This window comes from Methanothermobacter sp. (genome assembly GCF_030055425.1).
Lineage (GTDB): Archaea > Methanobacteriota > Methanobacteria > Methanobacteriales > Methanothermobacteraceae > Methanothermobacter.
Genome location: NZ_JASFYE010000003.1, coordinates 146468 through 169280, shown reverse-complemented (window position 1 = coordinate 169280; position 22813 = coordinate 146468). Strand labels below are relative to the sequence as shown.

The following is a 22813-nucleotide window of genomic DNA, read 5'->3' as shown; positions in this document are numbered from 1 at the left end:
ACTGAGTTATTAGTTTCTCACTGGAACTTAAAAAGTGATACCCTAACCATTGCAATCAGACATGTGATACCCCATTTAATCCGATTCAATGGGTTATTCATCCTCATCCACGGTACCTCAGAACACCCAGCACATCCCCATAACGTCCCCTGAATAGTATGGCCACGAGAAGAGCCGATGCGAGGATCAGTGCCACTGGGGAGGTGTAGGGATCCGAGGGGCTTACCATCAGGGATGGAAGGTTTCCAAGACCGGCCTCCGGGGAGCTGTGTATAACACTGACATAGAGGTTGTTTGCAATATGCACCCCCATGGCGAGTTCCACACCATCATCTGTGAGTGTTATGAGTGCAAGTACCAGTCCAATGATGAATGTGCTGGCTGTTATTGAGAGGCTCATTGTAAGGGTCGTGCCATTCCACCAGTGCAGGATCGAGAATACCATTGAATTCAGGATCATCAGTGGGATGGGCCTCTTAATGATCATCCACATCCCCTGCATGAGGTATCCCCTGAAGAATATCTCCTCAAAGGAAGCCTGCACAGGAAATGCAGCTAATGAAAGGATTAGAAGCCACCAGAATTCCGGTGTGAATTTAAATCTGACCGAAGAAGGATCCAGGATAATCGAGATCAGGTCAAGGATCCCGACAATAAGAAACCATGCCACCCCTCCCCTGAGTACCCGCCTCCAGTCAACACGGCCCCTGGAGTTCAGGGCTGATATGAAATCGCGTTTGTGGATGAACTTCAATCCAACATAGAGAAAGAACATTGAGGCAGAAAAGGCCACTGCCACCATGATGAGTAAAGCTGGCCAGCTGAAGCCCGGGATGCCCTCAATTGCATCCATTCTCCCTGTGATTATGAGTATGGCCACCAGGAATAACCCCATGAGAAAACCGGCGCCCACATTGGACACCACGAAGCTGAGGAGCACCGTCAGTATATAACGCCATGGCTCATTTCTTCCCGTGTAGACATTGTCCAGGAAATTCCTCATTGAGTCACCGGCCCTCTTACCAAATCCTGTCTGAGTATCACAGTAATCAGTAAATCATCCGGCACTAATAAATATATTGATGTTTGAGGTTGGATGCTGATCCCATATGTGACTGAGATTGATGTGAGTCTCGAGGTTGGATGCCAGTCCTGTATGTGACTGCATTCATTTAGTGGACGTGATCCCAATATACAATGTGCATGTTAATCGAATTTCATTTATTGGATGTAAGTCCCGAACTATAACTGTGGATTATTATCGTGTTTCGTAAGGAAGTGTTACTATGATAACCATAAATGAGGGTTCAGTCACAATTGAGGTTCCGGATTTCAGTAAGGTATCATCCAGGGCCCCTGTCTTCTATAACCCTGTGATGGAGTTCAACAGGGATGTGTCTGTGCTTGCGGTTCAGGCCTTTCAGAGGGTACTTGATAGGGAGATAAGCGTAGCGGATACATTCTCAGGGAGCGGCATAAGGGCCATAAGGTACCTGGTGGAGGTTGATGGTGTCTCTGAGGCCGCTGCAAATGATATAAACCCCCTTGCAGTTGAATGCATAGAGCATAACTCAGATCTGAATTCTGTATCCCCCCTGGTCAGCAGGGAGGACGCCGCTATCTTCCTCAGAGGGAACCCTGGCCGCTTTGATGTTATTGACGTGGACCCCTTCGGGACCCCGGCACCATTCATGGACTCTGCGGCGGCATCCGCCAGAAACAGATCCCTCCTTGCTGTTACCGCCACAGACACCTCGGGTCTCTGCGGAACCTATATAAAACCCTGCCTCAGGAAGTACTCATCAAGGCCCCTCAAAACAGAGTACTGTCATGAGACCGGGCTGAGGATACTTGCAGGTTTCACTGCAATGAACCTTGCCAGGTACAGTAAGGGCGCGTCATTCATTCTATCACACAGCAGCCAGCACTACATGAGGATCTATGCCCATGTGAGGAGGGGTGCCAGGAGGGCCGATGAAACCCTCAAAAACATTGGCTACATGCTCCACTGCTTCAGCTGCCTTCACCATCAACATGTGAGGGGTGTACCTGAAAACAGAAGGTGCCCTATCTGCGGGGGTAAAATGGATGCTGCCGGACCCCTATGGGTAGGGGAACTGCATGATGAAAAATTTATAGGATCCATGATGGCTGAAGCTAAAAATAAAACCCTCAATAAATCAGAGGATGTCCTGAAACTGCTCAAGAACTGTATGGGTGAGGTGGGAATGCCTCCGGGATTCTATGATGTCCATGAGGTCTGCAGCAAGCTGGGTGTGAGCGCCCCCCCGCTTATGGATGTTATGGGGTGTCTTGAGGAGGCAGGCTTCAGGGTTTCAAGGACCCATATAAGGCCAACAGGGATAAAAACAGATGCGGGGATCAGGGAGATTGAGGAGGTCATAATGGACCTCCACGGTTCCCGTTCGTAGCCTGTACGATTGTTCTCATTCATAGTTCAGCATGTTGTGGGTGTAGTAGTACTGGAGGGCCCTTGCATTCCTGATTTCAAAGTTCCGGTAGGGGTTGTTGAGGTAGGGGAAGATTATTCCCCTTATAACATAGTAGTACGCTGCGATTGGCCCGTACTCTTCCCTTGAAATCTTGTAATATAGCGGGAAACCGCATCCCTGGTTTATGAAAATGTCCCCCTCCCTCACTGTCCCATGATACACCATTGGTATGGGGCCCACCTGTCCGTGCTCCGCGGCCCTCTCCTTTATATAAGCCAGTGCCTCATCCAGGGTATCAAATTCCTTACCATCTGAACGGTAGGTCCACTTGTCGTCGGGAACGCCATATATGCCCTCCTGCCAGACCTCATTCCAGTCTATGCCGGGATTGTACTGCTTTTTCTCTACGTATGCAAGTTCAAGGATGTAGACATCCCCCTCCATGTAGCAGCGGTAATTGGAGCTTCCCCCATAGTGGACCACAAGGATGCACTTTGATCCCCTTTCCCGGGCATAATCTGCAAGTAACTTTGAGTGTATGTGGCCAGGGTACATGTCGGGGTTTGCGATTTTAACGAATCCCAGCCTTCCCAGTGGTTCAAAATCCCCTGAAGTGGATGTAAAGTAAAAGTAACCCCCGACGATCACCAGCAAAGCAACGATTAGTATCCCCTTCTTCATCCATTCACCCGCTCTTTTGTATTATTAACTGTGCAGCGATTTATATCTTCCTCTAAACAGATTAGGCAGTTTTATATATAATCATTTATATAATTTTAGCTGCGGAAATCCGCGGAGGTGTGAAAATTGGATATAGGTGAAATTGTAAACGACGCCATAAGGTATCCCTCCAGTGACTGGAAGAAGGTCATAATACTCGGTGTCCTTATGATAGCCAGTGTTGTCATAATACCCATCTTCCTGGTCATGGGATACGGCTTCAGAGCCCTCAAGGCCTCAATAGCGGGTTTTGATGAGCTTCCAGAATTTGATGAATGGGGTGAAATGTTCGTTGATGGATTAAAGGTCTTCGTTGTCCAGATAGCATACATGATAGTTCCACTGATAATAATATTTGCAGGTACTTTCGGATCTCTGGCAATGGTTTCACCAGATACAGGGGTTATCACAAACCCCACAGCCTTCACAGGTCTACTTGGGGGTACTGTGATAATCGGTGTGATACTTGCAATAATCCTTGGTCTCATAGAGACCATCGCAATAGCACACATGGCCTACAATGACAGTGAACTTGGAGCAGCATTCAGGTTCGGTGAAATACTGGATGTGATCTCCCAGATCGGATGGATCGACTACATTATCTGGTACATTGTTGTCGGTCTCATCGCAGCTGTTATTGCATTCATTGGTGGTCTCCTCAATTCAATACCCATCATCGGTACCCTTATAGCAGTGCTTATAATATACCCCTACATCCAGCTCTTCTGGAACAGGGCACTTGCACTCAGGTACGCCTACGAATAGATTAACCCTTTTTTTACTTTTTTCTGTTTCAGCTAAACATTTATAAGGGAATACCTACTATCTATAAAAGTTAATAACTTCTTCTAAAACACCATAATTTAAAAAAGTTTATAATATAACTTCCATAGGTATACATTGTTTAGTGGTGATTCCAATGGATGATGATCTAGTCAAAATCGATGATATTGACAGGAAAATAATAGACCTCCTAAATGAGGACGGGCGCATGTCCTACAGGAACATCTCAAGGATACTTGATGTCTCGGTGGGTACTGTGCACAACCGTGTTGAGAAGCTGGTCAAGAAGGGTGTTATAAAGAAATTCGTGCCGGTGATAGACCACTCCAAACTTGGATATAAACTCACAGCCATAATAGGTGTTAAGGTCAAAGGTGGAGTTCTGAGGAACTGGGAGACACGGACAGCCTACCACAAAAACGTCCTTGCAGTCTACGACGTCACAGGAGAATTCGATGCCATACTCATAGGAAAATTCAAGGATACAGGGGAGCTGGATGGCTTCATCAAGGGTCTGCTGAGTGAGGGTGACGTTCAGAGGACCTACACCCAGACTGTCCTCAACATAGTGAAGGAGGACATGACCTCCACCAAGATGATAGGCGATTAATTATTTATTCCCCTGCACCAAAAATTCAACCATGGCCATTATACACTCCAGCACCTATGACCTCCACAACAATGAGGGCCATGTTGAAAACAAGGGGAGGACACGTGCAATCATTGATGCCCTGAAGTCCTCGGGGCTTCAGCTGAAGTTCATGGAGCCGAGGATGGCGGGTATCCATGAGATCCTCATGGTCCATAGCAGCGTCCATGTGGAGTACCTGGAGGTGTTCTCAGGGAGGGGCGGTGGATGGCTGGACTATGACACCTACATGACACCTGAGAGCTTCAGTGTGGCGAGGCTCGCCGCAGGTGGCGCCATGGTCGCGGCTGAGGAGGCACTGAAGGGTGGATGGGGATACTCCGTTGCAAGGCCCCCAGGTCACCATGCCACCTATGACAGGTCCATGGGTTTCTGCATATTCAACAACATCGCAATAGCCATTGAGCACAGCCGCAGGAACCTCGGGATTTCAAGGGCGGCTGTGATTGACTTTGACGTTCACCACGGGAACGGAACATCCAGCATATTCTACACCGACCCGGAAGTCATGTATGTCTCGGTGCACCAGGACCCCAGGACACTCTTCCCCGGGACCGGATTCATTGGTGAGATGGGGGAGGGTGATGGTGAGGGCTTCAACCTCAACATCCCCCTGCCCAGGGGTTCAGGAAACAATGATTATATCTGGATACTCTCTGAGGTGCTCCCCCAGCTAGTCGGTGAATTCAGGGCGGATATGTTATTCGTATCTGCAGGGTTCGATGCCCACAGGCTGGATCCACTGGCAGATATGAGGGTGGATGAGGAGTTCTTCTCATGGATGGGATGGTTCATCCATGAAACAGGGCTGCCATGCGCAGCTGTACTTGAGGGGGGCTATGACCTCCAGGCCCTTGGAAACTCGAATGTCTCATTCATCAGGGGCCTTGAGGGTTCCGGTGTTAAGGTGGAATATGAGAGGTCACCGGCTGTGGCTGAAATCTTCAATGAGATTAGCGATGTGTTTTCACCATTCTTCAATTTCTGAGAGGGTCAGAAAATGGAAAAAATCAGACTTGAGCAGGCAGAGGAGCTTATAAGAAAATCATGTACGAATATCCGGAGGGAATCCGGGTTCAGGGATCCCCAGGATGGTGTCATAGACACCAGGAAATTTCAGGAGGCCCTGATGGAACTCATTGAAGCAGAGGACCATATATACGCCAGCCTTCCATCACATGAGCTCACCGGGGAAGATGCATACGATTTCTGCAGGAGGCTCATGGCCGCCAGGGAGGCCATTGACGGCATGCTTGCAGATTTCGGTGTCATTGAACGTGAAGACCCATCTGAAAGGATAAAGGAAGCTTCGAAGGGTAAACTGATACTTGTGAATAATTCCTCAGTTAAAAAGCTCCTTGTTAAGGCGGGCGTTGAACCGGGAAATATCCTGGTTGCAGGTGCGCCCCTGTCAGTGGATGATATGAAGAAGATAAACCCCCGGATCCCTGATGCTGCCCTTAAGGGTATAGAGAAGAAGATAGAGCACCTTAAGAATGACATTGAAAGGAAGCTTGAAGACCTTGGGGAAATCCTCGTTATAGGGGAGCCCGATAAAAGCACAGGCCTCCTTGCATCAAGGGCTGAAGAACTTTATGGTGCCGTTGTGAGACTGGATGAGAATATCAGGGACCTCACCCCCGAGGAGATACTGAAACTCCTCTCATAGATTGATTATTGCCTGACGTATCTTTTGATGGTAGAATGATGCCTTCAGACACAGCATGAGCCAGGTCCCAACACAATCTGTGATTGCACCATTTCAGAAAAGACCGGACTGAAATTCCATCAAATAAACCAATACCCACTTAAACCGGGACATCACTGTAATATTCTGTTTCATGGGATTCATAATCACCGGACAAGTATATAAGCAAAGTTTTCATACTATACTTAAAACCTAGGTAACCATTACTTATGGGGTGTAAAATTTGGGTTTAGTTTGTTTTCCAGATACACAGGACAAGATTCCTAGCATCCCCGTTCACCTTACAAGGGTGGGTGTTACAGGTGTTAAGAAGCTTCTGAAGATAGAAAGGGATGGTAGAAGACCCATAATACTTCTTCCAACATTCGATGCATTTGTGGACCTCCCGAGCAGGCAGAGGGGGATCCACATGTCAAGGAACCCCGAGGCCATAAGTGACGTCCTCGAGGAGGTTGTTGAAAACAGCGCCCTTGAACTGGAATCCCTCTGTGCAGAGATAGTCAATGAACTCCTCAAAAAGCACAGGTACGCCCGCAGAGCCGAGGTGAGCATGAAGAGCGACTTCATGTTCATGAAGAAATCCCCTGTCACCGCCAAGAAGAGCCAGGAGATGACAAAGATCATGGCAGACGCCATCGGCTACAGGGACGATGACGGTATAGTGATACGCAAGATGATAGGGGCAGAGGTGGTGGGGATGACCGTGTGCCCCTGTGCACAGGAATCAGTTAAGGAAACATCCCGTCAGAAGCTCCTGGAATTCCTTGACCCTGAAACAGTTGAAAGGGTTCTTGACTGTGTATCCTTCGCCTCCCACAACCAGAGGGGGCGCGGCATGATAATGATAGAGGTCCCTGAGGACCAGACAATAAGGGCCGAGAACCTCATAAACATCATAGAGGGCTCCATGAGTTCACCTGTCTATGAACTCCTCAAGAGGCCCGATGAAAATGCAGTTGTTGTGGGTGCCCATGAGAACCCCATGTTCGTTGAGGACTGCGTCCGTAACATGGTGCACAGGATAGTCAGCGAGTACCCCCACCTCCCCGACGACACAATAGTCACCGTAAGGCAGATAAACGAGGAGAGCATACACAGACACAACGCCTTCGCTGAGAAGGTTGCGACAATGGGGGAACTCAGATACGAGATAGAGGAACTTAACGGATCAGAGGAGTGATAACCTTGATGAAACTGCACAGGATAGCCGGGGAGATCATGGGTTACTTTGAAGCTTTTGAGGGCTCAAGACCAGCCCTTGACTCAAAGGAGATACTAATAGTAAGGGGAATGTCAAGAAAGAGGATGAGCATGGAGGAAATGGGCAGGGAACTTGATGGCCTTATAGAGAAACTGGGTGCAGAGGAACTGGAGCTCATATCCGAGGAGGGCACGGCCCTCATTGGTGTGATGGATGAGCAGATAAGGTCCTGTGTTGAGGTAGGGACAGAAACCGATATCGGGGGTATCCACAGGCTAAAGGAGGCCCTTGAGGATATGAACTTCAGCGTGGATTACAGGCTCTGCATGACAGAGGATACAGGGCTCTTTGTTGTTCTCTACAGGGACCGGAGTGGTGTGGGACCCTGCTTTGTTGAGGTTGTTGTCTCTGATATTTCAGATTAAACTTATTTTAGCGGTGCTTCCATGGTTCTTGGAAAGGAAGAAATCCTGAAACTTCTCCTTGTTGATGGTCCTGAACTACTGGACCTCATGAAGCGTGTCTGTGAGCCGGGAGAGGTGACCTATTCAAGGAATGTCTTCATACCACTCACAAGGGCCTGCCGCAACCGCTGCGGCTACTGCACCTTCAGGTCAGACTCCCCTGACCCACCTATCATTCCCCCGGGGGACGTCCTCAGGGATGTCAGGATGGCCAGGGATCTGGGGTGCACAGAGGCCCTCTTCACCTTCGGTGAGAATGCACATGAGTTCCCTGAGGTGATGGAGAAACTCGAAGAACTTGGATTCAGTGATATGGTTGACTATGCCTATAACCTCTGCAGCGCCACACTGGACCTTGGTCTACTGCCACACACAAATATGGGTGTGCTTGGCTACAGGGATCTTCGGAGGCTCAGGGAGGTGAACGCGTCCATGGGCCTCATGCTTGAGTCTGCAAGTCCCCGCCTGATGGAAGAAGAGGCTCACCGTGAAAGCCCTGGTAAGGATCCTGCCTTGAGAATAAAGATGATAGAAGATGCTGGGCGTCTTAAAATACCGTTCACCACAGGGATACTCGTGGGTATAGGTGAGACAGTGAAGGAGCGGGCTGAATCACTCCTTGAACTCAGGCGTATCCAGGACAGGTATGGCCACCTGCAGGAGATAATAATCCAGAACTTCCGGGCGAAGCCAGGGATACCCATGGAGCACCACCCGGAACCCTCACTCCTTGAAATGGTGAGGATGGTTGCGGTGGCAAAGCTCCTCTTTCCCGATGTGAGCATACAGGTGCCTCCAAACCTCAACAGGGAAACAGGTGAGGTCTTCCTGCTTGCAGGTGCAGATGACTGGGGTGGTGTTTCACCGCTGAGCAGGGACTACGTGAATCCGGAGGCCCCCTGGCCCGAGGTGGATGAACTTCGAAGGCTCACAGAGTCCGCGGGCTTCACGTTAAAGGAGAGGTTACCGGTTTACAGGAAGTTCATCAACCATGATTTTTTAAGTCCAAAGGTCATCGAGACAATAGAAAGGCTTTACCCCCAATTCCTTGTTTAATACCTGCCTCTGGGAATTTATGGTTCCCTCAGTCTGATTTTAGAACTGTTCTGGTTTTTGTTCTTCAACCTCAGGGAGTATTATAGTTCCCTCGGAGGGATCCCCCAATTCAATGAAATTTCCCTCTGAATAGAGGAGGGCGACCAGTGCAGCTGTGAGGGCGTCCCTCTGGTGTATGCTCATTGTGGAGGTATCACAGAGTTTCAGCTGCAGCCCTGCATTTTTCATAATCCTCTCCGCTGTCCTGGGGTGTGTCTCAATAACCTCCACCCCATGGGACTCAAGTGCCTCCCTTATCCTGATACCCCGCATGGTGAGCTCCCTCATCCCCCTCCAGGTCAATGGCAGAACACTGCCATATCTTCTGATCTCAAGGTCCGCCCTTCTGAAGTGGCCATGCCTGCTGCAGATGCAGTCACTCCTGAGGCAGCAGCGACCTCTGGGAAGTGAGAGTGGCGCGTCAACCGCCACTGTATCTGCGTATTTCACTGCATGGATTATCTCATCAAATGAGAAGACACTGAACACCTTCACTCTCCTACCATCTATTATGGCCACACCTGTCTCATTTCCATCAGATGCAGCCAGATCAACACCTGCAACAGACACTGCCAACCCTCAGTGGATCCGTACATCCAGGACAACATGCCAGACACCCGGCGAGTACTTCTTTATAACATGCCTGTCAAGAACAGACACCCTCCTCGGGTGTGCCGCCCTTTCAATCCTCTTGAGGGGTCTTGAAAACATTATACCCTCAGGGACAGTTTCATGGTAGTGTAAAACGCCCCCCTCATTGACGCATTCCAGCGCAGCTTCAAGGAAGTGGTGGGTGGTTCCAACATAACCCATTATAACCCGGTCAGCGTCCAGTTCAGGGGCGATGGAACGGCAGTCCCCAAGGTGTGGTTTCACGACCCCCTCAACCCTGTTTAGTTCTATATTGGATTTGAGGAATTCAAATGAGTCAGGGTTTATCTCTATGGAGTGGACTCTCCCGGGGTTTGAGTGGACCGCCACCGGTAACGAAAAGTAGCCTATACCTGCAAACATGTCAACAACGGTTTCGCCGTCCTCCACAAGTCCAGGTATTCTGGCCCTCTCATTTATGTTGCCCCTTGACCACATTACCCTGGAAAGGTCTATCCTGAAAAGGCAGCCGTTTTCCCTGTGGATTGTCTCGGTGCATTCACCTGCAAGGACCCTGACCCTGGGCTTCCTCAGGGGTCCACGTATCTCCTCAACAAGGAGAACACCCCTCACACCAGGTATTTCAAGGAATCTCTGAGGGTCCTCAACATCCCTGTTTAGAACTACGATGTCCCCTATCCTCACCCATTTCATGTTTTCACTGCTATGGAGGGCTTTCTGAAAAATAAATCCATAAATGTTCTTCTTCATCAAAGTATTTAATGGCTTCTGTTGAAGGCAAAAAAGATAACTAGCATGAAATCCAACCATTTATATATAAATTTGAGGGGTTTTTTTATGAGTAAGGTAAACCGTGATGAGATACTCAGCATCCTTGATGGATACAGCAGGGAAGACATAACAGTTGCAACCCTTGGCAGCCACACATCACTTCACATACTCAACGGTGCAAAACAGGAGGGCTTCAGAACCGCTGTGGTATGTGAAAAGGGCCGGGAGGTACCATACCAGCGGTTCAGGGTTGCAGATGAATTCATAATTGTTGATAAGTTCAGTGACATTGTAAATGATGATGTTCAGGATAAATTAAGGTCCATGAACAGCATAATAGTTCCCCACGGATCATTTGTGGCCTACGCAGGCCTTGACCACATCGAAAACGACTTCTATGTCCCCATGTTCGGTAACAGGGACATACTGAGATGGGAATCCGAGCGCGACCTTGAAAGGAAACTCATGAAGGAGGCTGGTATAAGGATACCCCTCAAGTACACTGACCCTGAAGAGATAGACAGGCCAGTGATGGTCAAGTTCCCGGGGGCCAGGGGTGGCCGGGGATACTTTGTGGCGTCCAGTACAGAGGAATTCAACGATAAAATCGATTCAATGATTGAGAGGGGCTGGATAACCGAGGACGATGTTGATGATGCCCACATTGAAGAGTATGTATCAGGTACGAACTTCTGTATCCACTACTTCTACTCAATCATGAACGATGAAGTGGAACTCATGGGTATGGACAGCCGCTTCGAGTCAAACATCGACGGCCTTGTGAGGATCCCTGCAAGGGACCAGCTTGAGATAAACCTGGACCCATCATACGTTATAACAGGTAACCACCCCGTTGCAATGAGGGAATCACTGCTTCCGCAGGCATTTGAGATGGGCGACCGTATGGTTGAGGCTGCCAGTAAGATCGTGCCCCCGGGTATGAACGGCCCATTCTGCCTTCAGACCATGTGTACAGATAACCTGGAAATCGTTACCTTCGAGATGAGTGCCCGTACAGATGGGGGAACAAATACCTTCATGCATGGATCCACCTACAGTTATCTCCTCCATGGTGAGGGGATGAGTATGGGTCGGCGTGTTGCACGGGAGATAAAGGTGGCCTCAGAGACAGACCGCCTGCCTGAAATCATAACATAGCCCCCCCAACTTTCATTCTGGATCTATAAAATCCTGAAATGATAACCCCCTTAACCTTATTTTATTATAAAAAAATCGCAAAGTTTAATAAGGACCTCCAATTTATATAGGTACAGAACTTTTATGTCCCGATGGACAGCCACATACATCATAAAACACAATTAAAAACTGGAGCTGGTTTTTTATTATTTTTATTGAGGTGTATTTATGAAAGATGAAAAAACGCTGAAAGGCACCACAACTGTCGGCATAACATGTAAAGATGGAGTTGTTTTTGCCACAGAGAGAAGGGCCAGCATGGGCAACCTCATAGCCCACAAGGCCACAGACAAGATCTTTAAAATAGATGAACACATAGCAGCCACAATAGCGGGCTCAGTTGCAGATGCCCAGAGCCTCATGAAATACCTCAAGGCAGAGGCTGCCCTTTACCGCATGAGGAACTCAGAAAGGATAAGCATAGAAGCTGCAGCTGCACTTGCTGCCAACATACTTCACTCATCACGTTTCTACCCATTCATTGTCCAGACACTCCTTGGTGGTGTTGATGAAACAGGTGCAAAGATATACTCCCTTGACCCATCAGGGGGGATGATACCTGACAAGTTTGTGTCAACAGGTTCAGGTTCACCTGTGGCCTACGGTGTGCTTGAGGACAGATACACCGATGAACTCTATGTTGATGAGGCGGTTGACATCGCCATAAGGGCCATAAAGTCCGCCATGGAGAGGGACACCTATTCAGGCAACGGCATCCTTGTGGCGACTGTCACAGAGGAGGAAGGCTTCAGGATGCTCAGCCCAGAGGAAATCCAGAAAAGGCTTGAAGACCTCAACTGATTTTTTCCTGTTTTTTAATCTGCAGTAAACATCCCGTTTACTGTTGATCCCCTATTTTTTAGAAGTGATCTTATGGTTTCAGAGATGCTTGAAGAAATCAAAAGAACAATAATGCAGAGACTTCCTGATAGGGTCCAGGTTGCAAAGGTGGAATTTGAGGGACCCGAGGTCGTCATTTACACCAAGAACCCCGAGATAATAACCGAGAACGGTAACCTCATAAGGGACATTGCAAAGGACATACGCAAGAGGATAATAATAAGGTCCGACCGTTCGGTACTCATGGACCCTGAGGAGACCATAAGGAGGATCCATGAGATAGTACCCGAGGAGGCGAAGATAACCAACATATCCTTTGACGACGTCACCTGTGAGGTCATCATCGAGGCAAGAAAGCCAGGACTCGTAATAGGTAAGTACGGCTCAACATCCAGGGAGATAGTCAAGAACACTGGATGGGCCCCCAAGATACTTAGAACCCCGCCAATATCCTCTGAAATAATAGAGAGGATACGCAGAACCCTCAGGAAGAACAGTAAGGAAAGGAAGAAGATTCTGCAGCAGCTTGGAAATAGAATACACCAGAAACCAAAATATGAGAATGACTGGGCACGGCTTACAGCCATGGGTGGCTTCAGGGAAGTGGGGAGATCCTGCCTCTACCTCCAGACCCCCAACAGCAGGGTCCTCCTTGACTGTGGAGTGAACGTTGCCGGTGGGGATGACAGAAACTCCTACCCCTACCTCAATGTCCCTGAATTCACACTGGACAGCCTGGACGCGGTGATAATAACCCACGCCCACCTTGACCATTCAGGGTTCCTGCCCTACCTCTACCACTACGGATACGATGGGCCCGTGTACTGCACAGCCCCAACCAGGGACCTCATGACGCTCCTGCAGCTTGACCACATAGACATAGCCCACAGGGAGGACGAACCACTTCCATTCAACGTTAAACACGTGAAGAAGAGCGTCAAACACACCATAACCCTGGATTACGGTGAGGTGACCGATATAGCACCGGATATACGGCTGACACTCCACAACGCAGGCCACATCCTGGGATCAGCAATGTCCCACCTCCACATAGGCGACGGCCAGCACAACATGGTCTACACGGGGGACTTCAAGTATGAGCAGAGCAGGCTCCTTGAACCAGCAGCCAGCAGGTTCCCGCGAATTGAAACCCTGGTGATGGAGAGTACCTACGGTGGACACGAGGACGTGCAGCCACCAAGGACACGGGCAGAGAAGGAACTTGTGAAAACAATCTACTCCACCCTTAAGAGGGGCGGTAAGATACTCATACCGGTATTCGCGGTTGGAAGGGCTCAGGAACTCATGATAGTCCTTGAGGAGTACATAAGGACAGGTATAATCGATGAGGTCCCGGTATACATAGACGGTATGATCTGGGAGGCCAACGCAATCCATACGGCAAGACCCGAGTACCTCAGCAAGGACCTCAGGGACCAGATATTCCATATGGGCCACAACCCCTTCATCTCAGAGATCTTCCATAAGGTCAATGGCATGGATGAGCGCAGGGAGATCGTTGAGGGAGAACCCTCAATAATCCTGTCAACATCGGGTATGCTGACAGGCGGGAACTCCCTGGAGTACTTCAAGTGGCTCTGCGAGGACCCCAAGAATTCACTGGTATTTGTGGGTTACCAGGCCGAGGGCTCCCTTGGTAGGAGGATCCAGAAGGGGTGGAAGGAGATCCCCCTCAAGGATGAGGAGGACAAGATGCGGGTCTACAATGTGAAGATGAACATAAAGACCATTGAGGGTTTCAGCGGTCACTCAGACAGAAGACAGCTCATGGAATACGTGAAGAGAATCTCACCCAAACCCGAGAAGATACTGCTCTGTCACGGTGATAACTACAAGACCCTTGACCTTGCATCCAGCATCTACAGGACGTACCGCATCGAAACAAAAACACCGCTGAACCTTGAAACGGTGCGTATACAGTGAGGCTAACTATTTAGATGACCTTAAACTATTCTTTAGTGGTGATTGAATGGTAACCTATTCAGAATCCGGCGTGGATATAGACCTGGAGGAGCTGACCGTATCACGCTTAACCTCCCGGCTTAAGGACACACTCAGATACTGCGACGTTATAAGCGGGGCCGGCCACTTCGCGGCCCTGGTCAGGATGGGTGATGTGGCCATAGCCATGAGCACCGACGGTGTCGGTAGCAAGATACTGGTCGCTGAGATGATGAACCGGTACGACACCGTGGGGATTGACTGCATCGCAATGGTGGTAAACGATATACTCTGTGTGGGCGCAAGGCCGGCGGCACTCGTTGACTACCTCGCCGTTGAAGAACCAGACCCTGATGTTGCTGATGAGATAGGTAAGGGCCTTGCAAGGGGTGCTGAAATCGCACAGGTGGCCATAATAGGTGGTGAGACAGCCTCACTCCCAGGTATAATCAGAAACCTTGACCTTGCAGCCACAGGGATCGGTTTTGTGGATGTGGACCGCATAATAACCGGTGCGAATGTGGGGGAGGGTGACGCTGTTATAGGCCTTGAAAGCAGCGGTATACACAGTAACGGCCTGAGCCTTGCCCGTAAGGTGTTCTTTGATGAGCTGAAACTCTCAGTGGGCGATGAAATGCCAGGCTCCACTAAAACCGTGGGCGAGGAACTCCTTGAACCCACAAGGATCTACGTGGATCCCGTGATGAGGCTCCTTGACTCAGGGGTTAGTGTCCATGGCCTTGCCCACATAACAGGAGGGGGCTTCGGAAACCTCAAGAGGCTTAACAGGGACGCCGGATACAATCTTGATTCCCTGCCAGAACCACAGGAGATATTCAGGACCATCCACGAAGCAGGGGTTGGTATAACAGAGATGTACATGGTTTTCAATATGGGTGTTGGCTTCTGTGCTGTTGTCAGCCAGGATGATCTGGATGAGGCCCTTGATGTCCTTGGTGACGGCGCCCACCATATCGGTAATGTAACACCCAGGAAAGCGGAGGTTGCCCTTAAAACTTACACCGGTGAATCAATAAAACTTTAGGAGGACTCTCATGAGGATAAGTGCTGAAGAGGAAGTTAGAATCATAAAGGAAATACTCACCGCCATGGAGGTTCCAGAGGAGGTTTCAGAGATAGTGGCTGATGTTACCCTGGACGCTGACCTGAAGGGTTTCAGTTCACATGGAATCGGTCGTTTCCCCCAGTACGTTGAGGGACTGCGCTGTGGGACAATAAAGCCCCACGGTGATATAACCATTGAAAGGGAAACCCCCTCCACGGCCCTGATAAACGGTAACCACATGTTCGGACACTTTGTTGCCTGCAGGGCCATGGAACTTGCAATTGAAAAGGCCAGGGATACCGGCGTCGGGCTTGTGGGTGTCCATGACTCCAACCACTTCGGTGTTGCCGGATACTACTCGGACATGGCGGTCATGAACAACATGATAGGGGTTGTGATAGCAAATACAGAGCCTGCAGTGGCACCCATAGGTGGCAAAACACCCATCCTGGGAACAAACCCAGTGGCCATAGGGATCCCATCAAACAGGCACTATGTCTCGGTTGACATGGCAACCTCAGCATCCGCAAGGGGCAAACTCCTGGAGGCCGCCAGGAAGGGTGAGAGGATACCTGAAAACATAGCCCTGGACGCCGATGGAAACCCCACAACCGACCCTGAACTTGCCCTTAAGGGGTCCATACTCCCCTTCGGTGGGCATAAGGGTTATGCGCTTTCATTCATGATAGAGATCCTGGCAGGTCCCCTTGTGGGGGCGGCCTTTGGGGCTGCGGTTCAGGGAACCGCAAACCCCCGGGAGATGTGCACCAAGGGTGACCTCATGATGGCCATAGACCCCTCAAAGATGGTCGACCTCGAGGAATTCAAATCCAGTGTGGATGAATTCATCGAGGAGGTTAAATCATCCGGGGACGTCCTCATACCAGGTGACATTGAGGCCATGAACATAAAGAGGGGGCGTGAAGAGGGAATAGAGGTGGATGAAAAGCTCCTTGAAAGACTGAACGAAATATCAGATGAACTCGGCCTGGACCTCAAGATTAAGGGGTTATGAAGTTGGATAGCAGCAGGGCTGTTTACGAGGGTATGAAGGAGTCGGGGATAGACTTCGCGGTCAGCGTCCCCTGTGTGAACCTAAGGTTCGTCCTTGAAATGGTGGACTCTGACCCGGAAATCAGGCACGTGCCGGTTACACGTGAGGAGGAGGGCTTCGGTGTTGCAGCCGGCGCCTACATAGCCGGGAAGACCACAGCCATGCTGATGCAAAACTCAGGTCTCGGTAACTCCGTGAATGTCCTCGCATCACTCTACAGCCTCTACCATATCCCCATAACAATGATTGTAAGTCACCGGGGAACCAGGGGTGAGTTCATGGAGGCCCAGGTCCCCATGGGAAGGGCCACGACCGAGATACTGGATATCCTCAAAATACCCTACAGCACCCCTGAAACACCCTCAGATGCAAGGGAATCCATAGTGGAACTCACAGCGCTCTCACTCAAAAAGAGGCACCCTGTGGCTGTGCTCCTTGAGGTTGCCTACTGGTGATAACATGCTCACAAGAATTGAAGCCATAGAAAGGATCGTGGAGGTCCTTGATGATGAAATCGTTGTATGCAACCTGGGTTTCCCATCAAGGGAGCTCTACAGTATCAGGGATTCGTCACGGCATTTCTACATGCTTGGATCCATGGGTATGGCGTCCTCCATTGGACTTGGACTTGCCCTCTCACAGAAGAGAAGGGTTGTTGTACTTGATGGTGATGGATCCATCCTCATGAACCTGGGGGGACTGGTAACAGCCGCTGCCCAGGCACCCAAAAACCTCTTCATAGTCCTCCTAGACAACAGGTGCTACGGAAGCACAGGTTCCCAGTGCACCTACTCAGATCACATAGACCTGGGGAATGTTGCCGGGTCAATGGGATTCAATGTTATCCGGGTCCAGGAGGAACCTGACTTTAAAAGGGTCCTTGAGGAGGACGGACCAGTGTTTACCCATGTGCCTGTAAAACCTGGTAACGCGGATGTCCCTGTCATAGACTTAAGCCCTGAGGAGATAATAGAGAGGTTCATGGATGAGGTGAGGTCCTAGGACCTCCTCCCTGTGTATGTGGCGTAGAAACCATCTGTGTCTGCATAAACCGTATGGAAACCGAATTCCTCAGCTATTTTTATTGTTCTCTTGATGTAATCCCTTCCCCATGCGGTTATGGCCTCTGCACACTCCATTGAATACCACCTGAACCTTGAGTAACCGTAGACCCCGTACATGGTGTTTGCAAGCCTCTTGAGGGCCTCCTGCTGTACATTGAGTATCTTTCGCTCCATGGGGTCATCTGAAAGCTTCATCTCCCCCTTGATTCTGACCCTCTCAGAGAGTATCTCACCTATAACCGAGGGTACAAAGCCAGGTGGCTCCTTACGGAACCTGTAACCGTATTCCGGTGCAACGTGGCAGTCACAATCTTCCTCATCGGTGAGTGTGTCTGGGGATATGTTCTTTGAGATTATTATGCTGGGGTATAGGCTGCGGAAGTCGAACTGGACTATGTTCTCATGGAGACCCCTCTCAGGTTCCTTAACATACCCTCCAACGGCCCTACGGCCCCTTCTCTTTGAGAACTCTGAGTGTGATGGTTTGTTTGGTACGAGTTCCCCGTACTGGTATGCCTTGCGTACAAGGAACCATTCGGCCTGCTGTCCAGTTGCCATGCGGGATATGTCAAAGAGGGGCTGGCCAACTATACGGGTAAGCTCCATGTTGAGGGGGAGGATCTTCTCTGCGATCCGGTAGGTTGCAACGACATCATCAAGGGAGTACCTGAAGAGTTCATCCCTCAGCTCCTCCCGGTCCCAGTACTCCCAGAGCTTATCGCCTGGAAGGTCCAGCTTCTCCTCCCCGAAGAGTTCCTGGTAGACCCTCTCAAGTGTGTAGCGGTCAAGGTTCATGTACCTCCTCATCACAGGGTAGAGGTCCACGTGCACCGTCCCCTTTATGGCCGTTGCGTTTGCAAATCCCCTCCTCATGGTCTTTATCCTTGACCCATCCCATCCAAGGTCAAGTTCCACCCCAAGGATCTCTGCCCTCCTTGATAGGTAGGGGAAGTCGAAGTTGTCGGAGTTGTAGCCCACAAGGATGTCGGGTTTTTTCTCCCTGACGATTTCAGCGAACCTCTCAAGGATTTGCGCCTCATCATCAACCATCTCAACGAAGTCCAGGTGCTTGCCCCTCGTTGATATCACCGATTCAACACCCATGTTGCCGGCAATTCCAACCATAACTATCTCATCATTTTCAGGGTCAGGCATCCCATGGGGGTTTCTCACCTCAATGTCGAAGCTGAGGATGTCCAGCTGGGGGAAGCCAGAATCAGATGTTTCTATCCCGTCGGTTATCTCAATGATCCTCACATCATCTGATGTGACTGATGGTGCCGACTCCACCTCCAAGCCATTGAATTCTATCCCCGACATTGGAACGATTGACCTGTCAATGAGGTACCTCCTGTAGAAGGGGATGTCATGTTCCCTTATATCCGCAACGGATTCAAGGTTCCTTATCCTCTCCCTTAACTTCGGAACCTCCTGGGGGTGCCTGAATTCTATCCTTATAACCTCCACCGGTTTTCCAAGGTCCCTTCGCTCTGTGACCTCAAGTTTTTCCAGTCCCAGTTCAGCGAGTTCATCCATGCACCTCTCTGTATCGGTGGGGATCGCATATATGTATGGCCTGAATGAACTGTCGTATGCGATGATTGGCTCATTTCCTGACTTGTCCTTACCAAAGAGTCTGATGACGGGCATCTCATCGACCGTTAAGTAGTCGATGTCAAGGAGCACCATACTGTATCTTTCCATGACTTTACTCTGTTGTGTGGGACTAATAAAATGTTCTAGGAATGAATGGGTTATCCGTTTTAACTGTCTTGCCAGACCAGTATGCCATAGTATCAAAAGATATTAAAAAATGTGAACACAGAGCAGTTGACTTGTAAAAACACCTTCAAAATCTCGACTTGAACAACTTCTAAAACAAAACGGAACAAGAAAAAAATCAGATAAAAAATATAGATCCCTTTCATGTCAAAAAATGTAATAAGACACCATTGAGTTAGAGTTTCTGTGAACAGACAATACACCCATTACAAATCGATAAAGATGTTAAGCCCTTGCTGAAGAATTACAGTAAAGAACGTGAAAAATTACGTGATGTAAGCATTATCGCTTCCCCTTTGGCAATAAACCATACGCTCCTCGTGGTGGAGTGTAAGTACCGCAGATACAGACTCAAACAGAGACGTTATGTGATGAAATGCCAATTTATCACTGGGAAAATCATTCCAATGCCAATTTAAAGAAACACTCAATGCAACCTCATCTGCATTACAAAGAAAGAGATATTAGCACTTCATGCATGCTTTGCATGGATTTTTTGTAAGTTTTTAATGAAAATCATGAACATTGGATGTTAGAGATCTAAGAGAAAATGTAAGTGACGAATATATTATCTAATAAATATACTTTTAATACTAAATTTGTGTTATATAATGGGATTTATGTTTTTCGGTCCTCAAGTGGATAATAATATTTTTATATTATTTTATAATCAACTTTATTTTTGCTGGAGGTGTTTTTTATGAGAAAGTTTCTGTTCTTTATGATGGCTGTCTTGTGTTTCTATCTTATAGGTAATTCTTTCGCTCTAAGTTTATCTTATGATGAGGTTTGTGACGCCTCTAAGATGATAGGGAATTATACAACATCGCAGAACCGTATACCATCAGTGGTTGTGGTTAATGGGAAGAATATAACATCAGACAATTATTTGTATGTGGCGTCCTCTACTGTCCTGAACCTTAATCAGGGCAAACGGGCCGGTATTTCATTACCTGATTATAATCCGCCTACTAATCCGAGGGGGGCGGCAACAGGAACACTATACAAAAGCGGATATTTGCAGGCGGCCCAGAACATCAAAAACTTCATGGAATCCAATGGCAGGTCGCCGAATTATGCCAACACAGCCATTGGACAAGTGCGCTACGAAAGCCTGATCTATGCCTATGCAAGGATAATAAACTTCTACAACAGCACAGGCAAACTACCAGACCACATTACAATACAGCAAATAACAAAAAAGGAAGGAACCATCACAAGGCCACGGGCCGACTACACCTACAAAATCGAAGGTTACACCACCTATTTCATGGATAAGAGCACAGGTTCTATCCAGTCATTGCAATGGGACTTTGGAGACAACACAACAAGCACTGAAAGGAACCCAACACACACCTACAAAGCAGGAACATACACCGTAACCTTAACCGTCCGGGGTTATGGTGTCACATCCACTAGGACGATGATGTTGGAGGTTATGCTCGCGACAATTCATGTTAATTCAACAGCAGTAACGTTTTTGGGACAAACTTTAAACTTAACCTTTAAAATGCCTCTTAACAATACAGCCAAATGGATTAGTATAGGGCTATGGCTACAGGCCCATTCAATGAGACAGTATTCCTTGTGGAGGATGGTGTAGCATATAAACTGGCAGAGCTAACCAACCCATTCTATCAAGTGAACAGGCAAAGTCAAAGAGAAATTGTCTGGACCGCCACCGCAGGACTGAACAGACTCATAGAAATCTGCACAAAACTCGGACTCGACGAACTCGAAACAATAAATGAATACCTCAACAACTTCAACCTAACAGAACAAGAAAAGAACTTCATCCTAACAAACCATGGAAGATGCATAGACATCCTCCAAGTCAGCATAGAATATCCTGGCGAAGAAAGTGTCACAATAGCCAACATAACATTCCCAGGGAACCGATCAACAAGGACGCTCCTACTACTCTACACAAACGGCTACTACATACACCCGCCAGGAGAAACCGGGCCCAACATAATAATAAATGACACCCTAACCTGGGAAGCCAGCAACTATGACGCCATTATAACCTACACCATAGCCACCAAAAAAATAACAAACCAGACACTACAATACTGGCTAAACAAAGAATACTCTCCAGGACCATTAAAAGCAGCCTACGGACTATTCCCCGCAGGCCTCGAAACAATATACCTCCACGACACAATCGCAGACCAAGCCGCAAAATACAACATAACATGGACAAGAACCAGGCCAGCGATGGTCTCAGCAGGAGACCACAGCCCAGCGACATGGATAAGCCTGGAATGCAACCACAACATGGGAGTGAAAGCCAACGGAACAACACAAAACCTGAAAGCATTCAACTACGCAAGGACATCCACAATAAACCCAATAGAATACTATGTTATGGAAGCCTTATTCCCAGGATCAGACCCCACAACCGCCCCAATAACAGGAATAGGCCAGAAACTACTCAATGGAGAGCCACTAGACATCCTCGAAACCGAAAATTATACGCTAATCACTGACAACCAAGGAAGATACATCATAATAGACCATAAAACAGGAATAGTCAGAGACATAATCTACAATCTTATGGGAGCATACTGCTACTACCACCAACAAACAGAACTAGCCAAAAAACTTGGGAATGAAATTTTGAATTGGAGTGGTTGGTGGAAATTTATTGGTGTTGCTGGTGTTTCAACAGCCGAGGCTGCTGTGCTTGAACTGGGTGTGCTTTCAGCCCCAGAAACCCTTGGTTTGAGTTTGGCTGTTACCCTGGCCGCATATATTATCATGGAGCATCCTGAATGGCTACCATACATCAAAGACGCCACAATAATGACACTACTACTAACACCAAGTGGCATACCTCTTGCTATGGCGTATGCATGGTTGAGTAAGGATGCTACATACTTTGAATTACTTTTAAAGAAGATAACGGATCCTAATGAAGTCTTGGATAATGTGATAAAAGAGCTTCAGAATAGTTTAGATCCAAATAGTTTAATAGGACCCGATGGGAAAAAAGGAGATATTCTCGGGTTTTTCCGTGATAGATATGTGAGGTTCTATAACTCTCTTAAGAGGGGAGATATTGTGGGTGTTGTGAAATATGGTATTGAGCTTATTGCTGGAGGAATAACGGTTGGTTCGTGGGCGGTGAGTGGCTTTAAGGAATTTGTGAAGGCTGTTCTTGAAAAAGAAACTGGAGGAGATTAAATTGGATTTAAATGCAGTCATATTATTTATATTTCTATTAAGTGTAGTCTTCATTTTCATAGAATATTCTCTAGGAAAAATCGCGTTGGGATTAATTGAAAAAGAAGAGTATGAAAAAGCCATAAATGTCTATAGGCTCCTCATATCAAAAACTGAGAAAGATTTATTCAACATAGGATTCTGTTTCACCCAACAAAGAATACCAA

General features: G+C 48.3%; 22 protein-coding genes. 17 read left to right on the top strand and 5 right to left on the bottom strand.

Going from position 1 to position 22813, the window contains the following annotated elements; all coding sequences use genetic code 11:
• Positions 1-103: 103 nt before the first annotated feature.
• Positions 104-1003, bottom strand: a complete 900-nt coding sequence (locus tag QFX39_RS04645) for a type II CAAX endopeptidase family protein (RefSeq protein ID WP_300477852.1) — start codon at positions 1001-1003, stop codon at positions 104-106.
• A 283-nt stretch (positions 1004-1286) separates the two neighbouring features.
• Between QFX39_RS04645 and QFX39_RS04640 the strand changes: the two genes are divergently transcribed.
• Positions 1287-2432, top strand: a complete 1146-nt coding sequence (locus QFX39_RS04640) for a tRNA (guanine(10)-N(2))-dimethyltransferase (protein ID WP_300477850.1) — start codon at positions 1287-1289, stop codon at positions 2430-2432.
• A gap of 15 nt (positions 2433-2447) precedes the next feature.
• Here QFX39_RS04640 and QFX39_RS04635 read toward each other — a convergent pair whose 3' ends face one another.
• Positions 2448-3134 carry a hypothetical protein gene (locus QFX39_RS04635; RefSeq protein WP_300477848.1) on the bottom strand — a complete coding sequence of 229 codons (687 nt, stop codon included), beginning with the start codon at positions 3132-3134 and terminating at the stop codon, positions 2448-2450.
• A 126-nt stretch (positions 3135-3260) separates the two neighbouring features.
• Here QFX39_RS04635 and QFX39_RS04630 point away from each other — a divergent pair, with 126 nt between their 5' ends.
• From QFX39_RS04630 to cofG, 7 genes are all read left to right on the top strand, one after another.
• Entirely contained in the window at positions 3261-3938 is a 678-nt protein-coding gene (locus QFX39_RS04630) for a DUF4013 domain-containing protein (RefSeq protein WP_300477846.1), read from the top strand.
• A 145-nt stretch (positions 3939-4083) separates the two neighbouring features.
• Positions 4084-4566, top strand: a complete 483-nt coding sequence (locus QFX39_RS04625; protein ID WP_300477977.1) for an Lrp/AsnC family transcriptional regulator — start codon at positions 4084-4086, stop codon at positions 4564-4566.
• Positions 4567-4597: 31 nt separating this feature from the next.
• Positions 4598-5593 carry a histone deacetylase gene (locus tag QFX39_RS04620; protein ID WP_300477845.1) on the top strand — a complete coding sequence of 332 codons (996 nt, stop codon included), beginning with the start codon at positions 4598-4600 and terminating at the stop codon, positions 5591-5593.
• A 12-nt stretch (positions 5594-5605) separates the two neighbouring features.
• Positions 5606-6274 carry a DUF2100 domain-containing protein gene (locus QFX39_RS04615; RefSeq protein WP_300477844.1) on the top strand — a complete coding sequence of 223 codons (669 nt, stop codon included), beginning with the start codon at positions 5606-5608 and terminating at the stop codon, positions 6272-6274.
• A 262-nt stretch (positions 6275-6536) separates the two neighbouring features.
• Complete coding sequence (gene mptA / locus QFX39_RS04610) at positions 6537-7493, top strand: GTP cyclohydrolase MptA (RefSeq protein ID WP_300477843.1); 957 nt, start codon at positions 6537-6539, stop codon at positions 7491-7493.
• Between the two features lie 8 nt (positions 7494-7501).
• Positions 7502-7939 (top strand): DUF2120 domain-containing protein, encoded by a 438-nt coding sequence (locus tag QFX39_RS04605; RefSeq protein ID WP_300477976.1) that lies wholly within the window; start codon positions 7502-7504, stop codon positions 7937-7939.
• Between the two features lie 21 nt (positions 7940-7960).
• On the top strand, positions 7961-9034 hold the full coding sequence (gene cofG, locus QFX39_RS04600) for a 7,8-didemethyl-8-hydroxy-5-deazariboflavin synthase subunit CofG (protein WP_300477842.1): 1074 nt from the start codon (positions 7961-7963) through the stop codon (positions 9032-9034).
• A 39-nt stretch (positions 9035-9073) separates the two neighbouring features.
• On the opposite strand, the gene QFX39_RS04595 is transcribed toward cofG, so the two are convergent.
• Both QFX39_RS04595 and QFX39_RS04590 read right to left on the bottom strand, forming a co-directional pair.
• Positions 9074-9643 carry a DUF429 domain-containing protein gene (locus QFX39_RS04595; protein WP_300477840.1) on the bottom strand — a complete coding sequence of 190 codons (570 nt, stop codon included), beginning with the start codon at positions 9641-9643 and terminating at the stop codon, positions 9074-9076.
• Positions 9644-9652: 9 nt separating this feature from the next.
• The gene (locus QFX39_RS04590; protein WP_300477838.1) at positions 9653-10378 is read right to left on the bottom strand and encodes a class I SAM-dependent methyltransferase family protein; all 726 of its coding nucleotides are present in this window, start codon (positions 10376-10378) and stop codon (positions 9653-9655) included.
• Positions 10379-10522: 144 nt separating this feature from the next.
• On the opposite strand from QFX39_RS04590, the gene QFX39_RS04585 reads away from it, so the two are divergent.
• The 7 genes from QFX39_RS04585 (at position 10523) to comE (ending at position 17577) form a co-directional block, all read left to right on the top strand.
• Positions 10523-11614 carry a formate--phosphoribosylaminoimidazolecarboxamide ligase gene (locus tag QFX39_RS04585; RefSeq protein WP_300477837.1) on the top strand — a complete coding sequence of 364 codons (1092 nt, stop codon included), beginning with the start codon at positions 10523-10525 and terminating at the stop codon, positions 11612-11614.
• A gap of 207 nt (positions 11615-11821) precedes the next feature.
• The gene (psmB, locus tag QFX39_RS04580; RefSeq protein ID WP_300477836.1) at positions 11822-12454 is read left to right on the top strand and encodes an archaeal proteasome endopeptidase complex subunit beta; all 633 of its coding nucleotides are present in this window, start codon (positions 11822-11824) and stop codon (positions 12452-12454) included.
• A 72-nt stretch (positions 12455-12526) separates the two neighbouring features.
• Positions 12527-14437 (top strand): beta-CASP ribonuclease aCPSF1, encoded by a 1911-nt coding sequence (locus tag QFX39_RS04575; protein WP_300477835.1) that lies wholly within the window; start codon positions 12527-12529, stop codon positions 14435-14437.
• Between the two features lie 46 nt (positions 14438-14483).
• Positions 14484-15500 (top strand): phosphoribosylformylglycinamidine cyclo-ligase, encoded by a 1017-nt coding sequence (gene purM, locus QFX39_RS04570; RefSeq protein ID WP_300477833.1) that lies wholly within the window; start codon positions 14484-14486, stop codon positions 15498-15500.
• A 10-nt stretch (positions 15501-15510) separates the two neighbouring features.
• The gene (comC, locus tag QFX39_RS04565) at positions 15511-16536 is read left to right on the top strand and encodes an L-sulfolactate dehydrogenase (protein WP_300477830.1); all 1026 of its coding nucleotides are present in this window, start codon (positions 15511-15513) and stop codon (positions 16534-16536) included.
• Positions 16533-17030: a sulfopyruvate decarboxylase subunit alpha gene (gene comD, locus QFX39_RS04560; RefSeq protein WP_300477828.1), complete on the top strand. Its 498-nt coding sequence runs from the start codon at positions 16533-16535 to the stop codon at positions 17028-17030. The genes comC and comD overlap by 4 nt, the downstream gene beginning before the upstream one ends.
• A gap of 4 nt (positions 17031-17034) precedes the next feature.
• Complete coding sequence (gene comE, locus QFX39_RS04555) at positions 17035-17577, top strand: sulfopyruvate decarboxylase subunit beta (protein ID WP_300477826.1); 543 nt, start codon at positions 17035-17037, stop codon at positions 17575-17577.
• Here comE and polB1 read toward each other — a convergent pair.
• Entirely contained in the window at positions 17574-19343 is a 1770-nt protein-coding gene (gene polB1, locus QFX39_RS04550; RefSeq protein ID WP_300477824.1) for a DNA polymerase PolB subunit 1, read from the bottom strand. The two genes, comE and polB1, sit on opposite strands and share 4 nt — an antisense overlap.
• A gap of 778 nt (positions 19344-20121) precedes the next feature.
• On the opposite strand from polB1, the gene QFX39_RS04545 reads away from it, so the two are divergent.
• A complete protein-coding gene (locus QFX39_RS04545; RefSeq protein ID WP_300477822.1) occupies positions 20122-21024 on the top strand; it encodes a pseudomurein-binding repeat-containing protein in 903 nt (300 codons plus the stop codon).
• Complete coding sequence (locus QFX39_RS04540; protein ID WP_300477820.1) at positions 20973-22607, top strand: hypothetical protein; 1635 nt, start codon at positions 20973-20975, stop codon at positions 22605-22607. Before QFX39_RS04545 ends, QFX39_RS04540 begins: the two co-directional genes overlap by 52 nt.
• Positions 22608-22813 lie beyond the last annotated feature (206 nt).

Bases quoted from the DNA above. Each gene is read 5' to 3' on its own strand.
- QFX39_RS04645 (WP_300477852.1), bottom strand. From the start codon at position 1,003: ATGAGGAATTTCCTGGACAATGTCTACACGGGAAGAAATGAGCCATGG.
- QFX39_RS04640 (WP_300477850.1), top strand. From the start codon at position 1,287: ATGATAACCATAAATGAGGGTTCAGTCACAATTGAGGTTCCGGATTTC.
- QFX39_RS04635 (WP_300477848.1), bottom strand. From the start codon at position 3,134: ATGAAGAAGGGGATACTAATCGTTGCTTTGCTGGTGATCGTCGGGGGT.
- QFX39_RS04620 (WP_300477845.1), top strand. From the start codon at position 4,598: ATGGCCATTATACACTCCAGCACCTATGACCTCCACAACAATGAGGGC.
- QFX39_RS04615 (WP_300477844.1), top strand. From the start codon at position 5,606: ATGGAAAAAATCAGACTTGAGCAGGCAGAGGAGCTTATAAGAAAATCA.
- QFX39_RS04605 (WP_300477976.1), top strand. From the start codon at position 7,502: ATGAAACTGCACAGGATAGCCGGGGAGATCATGGGTTACTTTGAAGCT.
- cofG (WP_300477842.1), top strand. From the start codon at position 7,961: ATGGTTCTTGGAAAGGAAGAAATCCTGAAACTTCTCCTTGTTGATGGT.
- QFX39_RS04590 (WP_300477838.1), bottom strand. From the start codon at position 10,378: ATGAAATGGGTGAGGATAGGGGACATCGTAGTTCTAAACAGGGATGTT.
- QFX39_RS04585 (WP_300477837.1), top strand. From the start codon at position 10,523: ATGAGTAAGGTAAACCGTGATGAGATACTCAGCATCCTTGATGGATAC.
- psmB (WP_300477836.1), top strand. From the start codon at position 11,822: ATGAAAGATGAAAAAACGCTGAAAGGCACCACAACTGTCGGCATAACA.
- QFX39_RS04575 (WP_300477835.1), top strand. From the start codon at position 12,527: ATGGTTTCAGAGATGCTTGAAGAAATCAAAAGAACAATAATGCAGAGA.
- purM (WP_300477833.1), top strand. From the start codon at position 14,484: ATGGTAACCTATTCAGAATCCGGCGTGGATATAGACCTGGAGGAGCTG.
- comC (WP_300477830.1), top strand. From the start codon at position 15,511: ATGAGGATAAGTGCTGAAGAGGAAGTTAGAATCATAAAGGAAATACTC.
- comD (WP_300477828.1), top strand. From the start codon at position 16,533: ATGAAGTTGGATAGCAGCAGGGCTGTTTACGAGGGTATGAAGGAGTCG.
- comE (WP_300477826.1), top strand. From the start codon at position 17,035: ATGCTCACAAGAATTGAAGCCATAGAAAGGATCGTGGAGGTCCTTGAT.
- polB1 (WP_300477824.1), bottom strand. From the start codon at position 19,343: ATGGAAAGATACAGTATGGTGCTCCTTGACATCGACTACTTAACGGTC.
- QFX39_RS04545 (WP_300477822.1), top strand. From the start codon at position 20,122: ATGAGAAAGTTTCTGTTCTTTATGATGGCTGTCTTGTGTTTCTATCTT.
- QFX39_RS04540 (WP_300477820.1), top strand. From the start codon at position 20,973: ATGGCTACAGGCCCATTCAATGAGACAGTATTCCTTGTGGAGGATGGT.